Raw genomic sequence first — 9,236 nt, 5'->3', positions numbered from 1 at the left:
GTCGGCCCGGACAGCGCACATGATCGGATGATCGTGATACGCACATTCACCGACACGGATGTTCGGTCAGTCCTGCCCATTAGGCTGCGCGAAAGGCACGCTCCGCGCGGGCCGGCGGCGGCGAGACACGCTAAGAGAGACAGTCGAGCTAGCGGAGCGTCGGTTCGCATAGCCGCACATCTGGTGGCGACAAGCCGTAGTAAACAACCATCGGGCAGCCTTGACAATAGTTGGGCTCGGCTGGCCCGGGTCATCTCGCTTCCTGGGCCGGCCTGTGTCCACCGGCCGTTGAGGCCCGCAGGGGGTCCGATGCGTTGGTCGCTCCGTCTAGACGCTTGCCTCAGGCCCGGCGCGGGGTGCGGCGCCGCACCGCAGAAGAGAAATCCTGCAGCACGATCTGCACGTCGCCCAGCGCGCGCTCGACGAAGCCGCCCTCGCAGTAGCCGAGGTAGAAGTGCCACATCCGTAGCAGCGCCTCGGGGTAGCCACGCGCGCGCACGTCGTCGGCATTGGCGAGGAGGTTCCGGTGCCAGGCGGCGAGCGTGGTGGCGTAGTGCGGCCCGATGTCCTCCAGGTCGACGATGCGCAGCGCCGAAGCGCGCGCCGCCGACTGCGCGAGCACGGTCACCGACGGAATGCAGCAGCCGGGAAAGATGTGGCGCTTGATGAAATCCACGGAATCCCGCGCCGCCGCGTATTGCCGGTCGTCGATCGTGATCGCCTGCAGCACCATCGTGCCGCCGGGCGCCAGCAGCTCGCCGCACTTGCGGAAGAACGTGTCGAAGTACTGGTGGCCGACCGCCTCGATCATCTCCACCGATACGAGCTTGTCGTAGCGGCCCTCGAGGTCGCGGTAGTCGTCGAGGCGCAGCGTGATGCGCTCGGCGAGGCCCGCCGCCTCGACACGCCGGCGCGCGAGCTCGTGCTGCTTGCGCGAGATCGTCGTCGTCGTCACGCGACAGCCGTAGTGGCGCGCGGCGTGCAGCGCAAGCGCGCCCCAGCCCGTGCCGATCTCGAGCAGGTGGTCCCCGGGCTGCAGGTCGAGCTTGCGGCACAGGCGGTCGAGCTTGGCGAGCTGCGCCTGCTCGAGGCTCATGTCCTCACGCTCGAACACGGCGCACGAGTACATCATCGTCGGATCGAGGAAGCGCTCGAAGAAGTCGTTGCCGATGTCGTAATGCGCGGCGATGTTGCGGCGGCTGCCGGCGCGCGTGTTGCGCGCTGCCGCATGCAACAGCCGTCGCACGGGCTCCGTCACGCGCGACCAGCCTCCCTCCAGTGCGTCGAGCACGCCGCGGTTGACGAGCAGGATGCGCACGAGCGCGGTCAGGTCGTCGACCGTCCAGTCGCCCGCCATGAAGGACTCGCCCGCGCCGACCGATCCGCCGAAGGCGGCCTCCGCATAGAAGCGGGCATCGCGCACGTGCACGGTGGCGCGCAGCGCGCAGCGCGGCGTGGCACGCCCGTAGACTTCACGCCGAGCCCCGTCGACGAGCGTGACCTCGCCGTGCGCGAGCTTCGACAGCCGTGCGCGCAGCGCGCGCTCCGCGAGCCGCTCCAGGGGACGCTGCAACGCGTTCGACGACATGTCCGCGCGCGGCAATGCATTCGCGCGATCGGCGAGCGTGGCGAGGGTCTTCATCGTGAATGCTCCGTTGTCGTGGTCGCCGCGGCCGCGCGCGCGGTCCGTGATCGGGTCGGATGGTCGTGTACCGGCGTGCGCTTCAGCCACAGCCGGAGCGCCTCCCAGTGGATCGCCGCGAGCACCTTGGCCGTCATCCAGGGAAATTGCAGCAGCGTGCCGGCGAGCGCGGGCCCGGTAATGGGGACGCGCCGCAGCGCCAGCGTCGCGCCGAAGATCGGCGCGGCGGCCTCGCCATCGCGCACGCACGGGCGCAGCGTCATGTGCACCGACAGCGCCTCGCCCGGCGTGTGCAGCCGCCAGTCGTAGCGCATCGCCATCGGATGAAAGGGCGAGACGTGCATCGCCTTCGTGCTCTGCGCGAGCAGCGGCCCGGCTTCCGGCGATTGCGGTCGCAGGACGTAGCAGTGGCGCTCGCCCCACGGCGTGTTGTTCACCTCTGCGACCACCGTGTCGACATTGCGGTCGGCGGCATCGAAGCAGTAATAGAAGCTCACCGGGCTGAACGCGACGCCGAGATAGCGCAGGTGCGTCAGCAGCCGGATGGGACCGTCGGGCCGGCGGCCGGTACGCTCTTCCACCAGCGCGCGCACCGCCTCGTCGAGGGGCTGTGCGGGATCGCCGAGATGGTCGCGACGATCGAAGCGCGCGAGCGCCGCGCGCCCCGTGGACCACAGCCAGCGGCCGCGGAACACAAAGCCGAGCTCGGCCAGGTCGAGATACGCCATGAACAGCCGGTAGCGGAACGCGTGCCGGCGCGGCGCGAGCCGACGGTGATCAAGCCACCCGTGGTAGAGCGCGCTGTGCATCGTCGATCTCGCGTCGGCAGGCCTCTTCGAAGCGCGCGGTCGCCTGCAGCGCGCTCACCACACCGTCCTCATGGAACCCGTAGCGCCAGTAGGCGCCGCAGTAATGCGTGCGGCGCACGCCGCTGATCTCGTGATGGCGCTGCTGTGCCGCGACGCCCGCCGGCGTGAACAGCGGATGCGTGTATTCCATGCGTCGAAGCACGCGCCCGGGGTCCACGTGCTCGCTCGCGTTGAGCGTAACGCAGAAAGTATGACGCGATCGCAGGCCCTGCAGCGCGTTCATGTCGTAGGTCAGCGCAACGCCCGCGCGCGGCCCCGGCAGCCGGTGGTAGTTCCACGCCGCCCACGCGCGCCGACGTCGCGGCAGCAGCGACGTGTCGGTGTGCAGCAAGGCCTCGTTGCGAACGTAGGGCAGCGCGCCGAGGACCTCGCGCTCCTCGCGCGAAGCGTCGGCCAGCATGCGCAGCGCCTGGTCGGCGTGGCAGGCAAGGAAGACGTGGTCGAAGTGCTCGGGCTCACGCCCGCGCACGTGCACGATCACCGTGTCGGGCCGGCGCCGGACGAGCTCGACCGGGCTCTTCAGCCGGATGCGCGTGCGAAACGGCGCGACCAGCCGTTCGACATAGCGCGCCGATCCGCCGCGGATCACGCGCCACCCCGGCCGCTCGTTCACCGTGATCATGCCGTGGTTGTGCAGGAAGCGCACGAAGAAGCGCGCCGGAAAGTCGAACATGCGGGCCGGATCGGTCGACCAGATCGCCGCTCCCATGGGCACGAGATAGTCGTCGACGAAGCGGCCGCGGAACCGATGCGCCTCGAGGTAGTCGCCGAGCGTCGTCTCGTCCCCGTCGTCGCGCAGCAGCGCCGGCGCTTCGCGGTTGAAGCGCAGTATCTCCGCCAGCATGGCGATGAACCCCGGCCGCAACAGGTTGCTGCGCTGTGCGAACAGGCCGTCGAGCGACGTGCCGTTGTACTCGAGGCCGCTCGCGTCGTTGCGCACGGAGAAGCTCATCGAGCTCGGCTGCGAGGGCACGCCGAGCTCGTTGAGCAGCGCGACGAATTGCGGGTAGGTGCGGCGGTTGAAGACGATGAACCCGGTGTCGACGTGCTGCACCTCGCCGTCGAGCGTTATCCGGTGCGTATGCGTGTGCCCGCCGATGCGGTCGTCAGCCTCGAACACGGTGATGTCGTGGCCCGCGCGGTGCAGGCGATGCGCGGCGACGTTGCCGGCGATGCCGGTGCCGACGATGGCGACTTTCAGCCGTCTCATGTTCGATCCTTCGCGGAGGGCGAGGTTGCGTTGCGCACCGCCGCAGGGACCGGCTTGAGCCCGTGTATGAGGCCGAGCACAGCCAGAAGCCGCAGACCGTAGTAGGTGAGATCCACCTCCCACCAGAAGAAGCCTTGGCGCGCCGAGGCCGGATAGTGGTGATGGTTGTTGTGCCAGCCCTCGCCGAAGGTGAGCGCGGCGAGCCAGGCGTTGTTGCGCGAGGCGTCGCGCGTCTCGTAGCGGCGGCGCCCGAAGCGGTGAGCCAGCGAGTTGATGCTGAACGTCGCGTGGTAGAGCGCTACCGTCGACACGCAGAAGCCCCACACCACCATCTGCGCGCCGCTCGTGCGCAGGCCCGGTGCGTAGCGTTCGGCCAGCGCGCCGACCACCCACAGCAGCGCGACGAGCGACAGCGGCACCAGCGCGTCCCAGCGGTCGAGAAAGCGCAGCTCCGGGAAGCGCGCGAGCGAGCGCACGAGGTCGTCGCGCGGCGCGAAGTTCTCGCGCGCCATGAACCAGCCGAAGTGGCTCCACGCGAAGCCGTGGCGCAGCGCCGAATGGCTGTCCTCCGGCTCGTCGGCGTGCACGTGATGGTGCCTGTGATGCGAGGCCCACCACAGCGGCCCGCGCTGCGCCGCCGACGCGCCGAGCACCGCAAACACGAGCTGCACCGCGCGCCCCGCGCGGAATGCCTGGTGCGAGAAGTAGCGATGGTAGAAGCCGGTGATCGCGAACATGCGCAGCGCGTACAGCAGCAGCGCCGCGGTCACCGCCGCGACGCTTGCGCCGACCCAGGGCAGCGCGAGGCAGCCCGCGTGGATGGCGATGAAGGGCACCTGGCGCAGCCAGTCGATGCGGCGCGGGTCGCCGTCGTCCACGCCGCGAGCGCGGCCGTCGACCCAGGCGAGGCACAGCGCGCGTGCTGCACGTGCGGCTCGGCTCATCCCTTCACTCTCCATGGCACGAACGCCGGCGTGCGGCGCACGTACTCGGCGTAGCCGGGGCGGCGACCGCCTTGGTCCTGCTCGAGCAGCGGAACGCCCGACACCTTGAGCAGCAGCACGGTGACCAGAAGCGGCGACAGGACGGTCCACCACGCGCCGGCGGCTGCAGCCACGAGCCACAGGCCCCACCAAACGCAGCACTCGCCGAAATAGTTCGGGTGACGCGAGTAGCGCCACAGGCCGCGGTCCATCACCTGCTCACGGTTGCGGGCGTCCGCGCGAAAGCGGGCGAGCTGCACGTCGGCCGCCGCCTCGAACGCGAGGCCGAAAGCGAAGAGCGCAAGCCCCACCACGTCGAGCGCGTTCCACGGCGCGGGGCTCGCCGCCGCGGCCATCAGCGGCGTAGCGACGACCCAGCCGAGCAGCGCCTGCAAGCCGAACACCAGGTACAGGCTCTTCCACGCGAAATGCGGTTCGTTGCGGCGCCGGACGGCCAGGTAGCGGCGATCCTCCGGCTTGCCGCGATGCCGCCAGGCGATGTGCCCCGAAAGCCGCACCGCCCATATCGCGGCCAGCGCCAGTACGACGGTGGCGCGCGGGCCGGCCTGCGGCAGCAGCGCCACGGTGACCAGCGCCGGCACGAGCACCAGGAAGCCCCAGACGCTGTCGACGATGCTCACGTCGCGCCGCGGCACGCTCGTCGCCCACGCCACAAGCGCAAGCAGCGCGCCGGCGCCCAAGCCGACCGCTGCGGCGTGCAGCGACGCGGCGTCCGGCGTCATGCCCGAGCCTCGCTCGCCGGCCTCGCCGCGGAGCGCGACGCCGGGTGGCGATCGACCCGCTGCGCGGCCGCCAGCAGGAGCGGCAGTATCAGCGCCCAGCCGGCGCCGAGCACGATCATGGCGAGCGCGAAGTCGGGAAACGTGCAGGCGCCGAGCCGCCCTGCGGCGGCGTAGGACAGCGCGCCACCGATGGCGCCGAAAAGCGCCGCAAGCAACCGGCGGCCGTGCAGCCAGCGCATCGGGTCGCGCAACATCGGCGCAAGCAGCGCCCACAGCGCGAGAATCCACGCCGGCGCCCAGCCGGGAACCGGGCCGGGGGAGGCGTACCTCACGATGCCGGCATGCGCGAGCGCGCTGTCCCATACGAGGCCGACGGCGACCGCCAGGGCGACGAGGTGCAGGTCGGCTCTGCGCCGCGCGCTCCACCCGACAAGCACCAAGACCACCGCGATGACCGCGGCAATGCCCAGCGCGGCATCGCCGCGCGCCGCGGAGACCACGCACGCGAACCACGCGGCCTGGAACAGCACGAAGCCCGCCGCCATCCGCAGTGCCCGTGCGGCGCTCATCGCCGCCGCTCGAACAGATAGTGCGCGACCCACCACTGCCGACCCCCATCGTGGGCGAACAGCTCGGCGCACGACATGAAGAACAATCGCCAGCGCGTCCACCAGAGCGCGGCATGCTCGGCGCCATAGGTCTGCGCAAGGATCGGCCACACCCGCTCGCGCCGCGCGTCCATGTTCGCGAGCCACGCCTCCGCCGTGCGCGCGTAGTGCGTGCCGTCCCACCGCCAGCGCGCGCGCAGCGCGAGATCGTCCTGGAACCGCGGCGCGAGGTCGTCGCTCGGCATCATCCCGCCGGAGAAGAAGTGCCGCGCCATCCAGTCGCTGTCGTCGCGCTCCTCGAAGGCGTAGGGCGTGCTGCGATGGACGAACACGTGCATGAAGAAGCGGCCATCGGCCTTGAGCCAGCCCGCGACGCGGCGGAAGATCTCCGGCCAGTTGCGCAGGTGCTCAAACATCTCCACCGAGACCACGCGGTCGAAGCGCGCGTCGGGTCGGAACTGCGCGACGTCGGTCGTGACGACCCGCACGTTGCCGAAGCGGTGCCGATATGCCTCGGCCTCGATGTGCGCGCGCTGGCTGTGCGAGTTCGATACCGCTGTGATCCGCGCCCGCGGGAAGCGCTGTGCCATCCACAGCGTCAGCGATCCCCAGCCGCAGCCGAGCTCGAGGATGCGCTGGCCGTCGGCAAGGCCTGCACGCTCGGCGGTCGCGGCGAGCGCGGCCTCCTCGGCCGCGTCGAGGTCGACGACACCGTCCGGCCACCACGACGCGCTGTACTTGCGCCGGCGCCCCAGCACTTCGCCGAAGAACGCGCTCGGCACCTCGTAGTGCTGCTCGTTGGCCTTGTGCGGCAGCAGCGCGACGGGTGCGCTGCGCATCGCGGCGGCGAAGTCCTCGGCGCGCGATGCCGCCGCGGCCGGGTCGTGCGCGTCGATCTCGGCGAGGCGCGCCCGCACCAGCCGGCGGATGCCCGCGCGCACGACGCGGTCGGGCAGGACGCCACGCTCGGTCAACTGGAGGGCGAGGTTGGACAAAGCCACGAGATTCCTTTGCGAGCCGGCGGCCCGTTGTGTCGGGATGTCTGGGCTTTTACGGCTGCGAGCGCCGGATGGATCACGGGGGCGCGAATTTAAGGAAGAGTGATCCAGCGCCGCCCGCGTCGCGTACAAGGGCCATGGGACACGTGCGGCCAGCGACGAAACCGCCGGCCGGGCGGCCGGCGCCGCCGGTCTTCGGCCATCTGGCGGCGGTGCCCGTTGCCTCCGCCGACCGACGCATGCCGACCGACGACGAGATCAATGCCTGGATGCGTGCCGTGGCCGCGACTGCGGACCGGCGTGCCTTCGCGGCGTTGTTCCGTCATTTCGCGCCGCGCGTCAAAGGATTCCTGGCGCGGGGCGGGGCGGACGACGCGCTGGCCGAGGAGCTCGCGCAGGAGACGATGGTCACGCTGTGGCGGCGGGCGTCGAGCTTCGACCCGTCGCGCGCGCAGGTCTCGACGTGGCTCTATACGATCGCGCGCAACCTGCGCATCGACCACCACCGCCGGCTTGCGGGCGGTGCGGGAGGGACCCCCGACCCCTGGGACGCGGAACAGCAGCCGGCGGACGCGCACCTGTCGCCCGACGCGCTCCTGCACGCGGCACAACGCGAGCGCGGCGTCCAGCGCGCGCTCGCCGAGTTGCCGCCCGAGCAGGCGCAGGTCCTGCGGCTGTCGTTCTTCGACGAGCACCCGCACGGGCGCATCGCCCGCGATCTGGGCATTCCGCTCGGCACGGTCAAGTCGCGAATCCGGCTGGCCGTGACGCAATTGCGGCGCATTCTCGAACGGTACGAGCCATGATCCATCATCATCCCGGCGACGAGCTGCTGCTGCCGCTGGCCGCGGGCCGCCTCGGTGCCGGCCAGGCGGTCGTGGTGAGCACGCACATCGAAGGCTGCGGCGAATGCCGAGCGCGCCTGCACACGCTGCAGGCGCTCGGCGGCGCGCTGCTCGAGGACACCGACCCGGTCGCGCTCGGGCCGGGCGCATGGGAGCGAACGCTGCAACGCCTCGACCGCCCCGCGATCGAGCCGCCCAGCCCTGCGCCGGCGCGACGGTCGCACCCGGCGCTGCCCGGGGACGTGCCATGGCCCGCAAGCCTGCGCGGCTGCGCTAGCAGCGGGTGGCGCTGGATCGGGCCCGGCATGCGCTACGCGCGCATCGGCGTGCCGCACGAGCCCACGGCGTCCGTCTACCTTCTGCGCATCGGCGCGGGCCGCAGCCTGCCGCGCCACACGCACGGCGGCGTCGAATTGACGCAGGTGCTGTGCGGCGCCTTCGACGACGGCCGCGCCGTCTTCGGGCCGGGGGACTTCGACGCGGCCGACGAGACGGTGCACCATCAGCCGGTAGTACAGGCCGGCACGACCTGCGTTTGCCTCGCGTATGTCGGCGCGCGCATGCGCTTCGACGGGCGCATGGCGTCGATGATCGGCGGCTGGATCGGGATGTGACGGGCGAGGCGTCTCAGCGGCGCCATCGGCGGGCGGCGCGGAACGCAGCCCAGGCGCTCACGCCCGTGACGAAAGCGCCCCAGGCGAGATCGGCAAGCGTCACGCGCCAGGGCCAATCGGCGACGGTGGCTTGGTTGGTGAGGTCGTAGGTGCCGTAACACACCAGGCCGAAAAACGCGCCGCGCAGGAGGGCCGCGCGTCCGTCGCGAGCCGGCCGCACGACGAACACGATGATTCCTGTCACGTAGAGCGCGTAGAAGACCGCGGCCGCGAGCGCGTCGAAGTCGTCGCGCATGATGTGGCCGATGGCGGGGCGGTACAGACGCGAGGCCATCGATGCGAGCCACGCCGCATCCAGCAGCAGGAACACGATCGTCGCCGCGACGAACGCAACGGCGGCATGGCGCAGGGGCGAAGGCATCGCGGCTTCAGCGCCGTCGGTGGCTCGGGCGGCGGCCGCCGATGCGCAGACCGCCTAGGGGTCGCGCCTGCGCGTCCAGGTCGGCGGGCATGTCCGCAGCGTCGGACAGGGCGGCGTGCGCGCGGGCTGCGCGGCGAGAAACGTCGGAGCTTGCCAAGAAAGTCGTCATCACGGACATCGCACTACGCCGTTGTACGCACGGCCGCCGGCGGCGGATCATAAGTCGCAGCCTGCCTGCCGTTCGACGCCGCAACGGCAACGCAACCGCAACGAGGCAGGAAGCTTGTGAGCGTCCGATATCGC

10 protein-coding genes are annotated in these 9,236 nt (G+C 71.1%); 2 read left to right on the top strand and 8 right to left on the bottom strand.

Annotation, left to right across the window (positions count from 1 at the left end):
• Positions 1-340: 340 nt before the first annotated feature.
• Genes VMJ11_RS31440 through VMJ11_RS31410 form a run of 7 tightly spaced genes read right to left on the bottom strand, consistent with a single transcriptional unit; the run spans position 341 to position 7,050 of the window.
• The gene (locus VMJ11_RS31440; RefSeq protein WP_325624853.1) at positions 341-1,642 is read right to left on the bottom strand and encodes a cyclopropane-fatty-acyl-phospholipid synthase family protein; all 1,302 of its coding nucleotides are present in this window, start codon (positions 1,640-1,642) and stop codon (positions 341-343) included.
• Positions 1,639-2,451, bottom strand: coding sequence for a DUF1365 domain-containing protein (locus tag VMJ11_RS31435; RefSeq protein WP_325624852.1), 813 nt, complete (start codon positions 2,449-2,451; stop codon positions 1,639-1,641). The genes VMJ11_RS31440 and VMJ11_RS31435 overlap by 4 nt, the downstream gene beginning before the upstream one ends.
• Complete coding sequence (locus VMJ11_RS31430) at positions 2,420-3,721, bottom strand: NAD(P)/FAD-dependent oxidoreductase (RefSeq protein WP_325624850.1); 1,302 nt, start codon at positions 3,719-3,721, stop codon at positions 2,420-2,422. Before VMJ11_RS31430 ends, VMJ11_RS31435 begins: the two co-directional genes overlap by 32 nt.
• The gene (locus VMJ11_RS31425) at positions 3,718-4,665 is read right to left on the bottom strand and encodes an acyl-CoA desaturase (protein WP_325624848.1); all 948 of its coding nucleotides are present in this window, start codon (positions 4,663-4,665) and stop codon (positions 3,718-3,720) included. Before VMJ11_RS31425 ends, VMJ11_RS31430 begins: the two co-directional genes overlap by 4 nt.
• A complete protein-coding gene (locus VMJ11_RS31420; protein WP_325624847.1) occupies positions 4,662-5,447 on the bottom strand; it encodes a DUF1295 domain-containing protein in 786 nt (261 codons plus the stop codon). The genes VMJ11_RS31425 and VMJ11_RS31420 overlap by 4 nt, the downstream gene beginning before the upstream one ends.
• Positions 5,444-6,016 carry a DUF2878 domain-containing protein gene (locus tag VMJ11_RS31415; protein WP_325624845.1) on the bottom strand — a complete coding sequence of 191 codons (573 nt, stop codon included), beginning with the start codon at positions 6,014-6,016 and terminating at the stop codon, positions 5,444-5,446. The genes VMJ11_RS31420 and VMJ11_RS31415 overlap by 4 nt, the downstream gene beginning before the upstream one ends.
• On the bottom strand, positions 6,013-7,050 hold the full coding sequence (locus VMJ11_RS31410) for an SAM-dependent methyltransferase (protein ID WP_325624843.1): 1,038 nt from the start codon (positions 7,048-7,050) through the stop codon (positions 6,013-6,015). The genes VMJ11_RS31415 and VMJ11_RS31410 overlap by 4 nt, the downstream gene beginning before the upstream one ends.
• A gap of 242 nt (positions 7,051-7,292) precedes the next feature.
• Here VMJ11_RS31410 and VMJ11_RS31405 point away from each other — a divergent pair, with 242 nt between their 5' ends.
• Both VMJ11_RS31405 and VMJ11_RS31400 read left to right on the top strand, forming a co-directional pair.
• Complete coding sequence (locus VMJ11_RS31405; RefSeq protein ID WP_325624841.1) at positions 7,293-7,859, top strand: sigma-70 family RNA polymerase sigma factor; 567 nt, start codon at positions 7,293-7,295, stop codon at positions 7,857-7,859.
• Positions 7,856-8,512, top strand: coding sequence for a ChrR family anti-sigma-E factor (locus VMJ11_RS31400; RefSeq protein WP_325624840.1), 657 nt, complete (start codon positions 7,856-7,858; stop codon positions 8,510-8,512). Before VMJ11_RS31405 ends, VMJ11_RS31400 begins: the two co-directional genes overlap by 4 nt.
• Positions 8,513-8,525: 13 nt before the next feature.
• Here VMJ11_RS31400 and VMJ11_RS31395 read toward each other — a convergent pair whose 3' ends face one another.
• Positions 8,526-8,933, bottom strand: a complete 408-nt coding sequence (locus VMJ11_RS31395) for a DUF2177 family protein (protein ID WP_325624838.1) — start codon at positions 8,931-8,933, stop codon at positions 8,526-8,528.
• Positions 8,934-9,236: the final 303 nt, after the last annotated feature.

Source organism: Paraburkholderia sp. (genome assembly GCF_035501035.1).
Taxonomy (GTDB): Bacteria; Pseudomonadota; Gammaproteobacteria; order Burkholderiales; family Burkholderiaceae; genus Paraburkholderia.
Note: the sequence above shows the minus strand (reverse complement) of the source record. Positions and strands in the feature narration are given on the sequence as shown.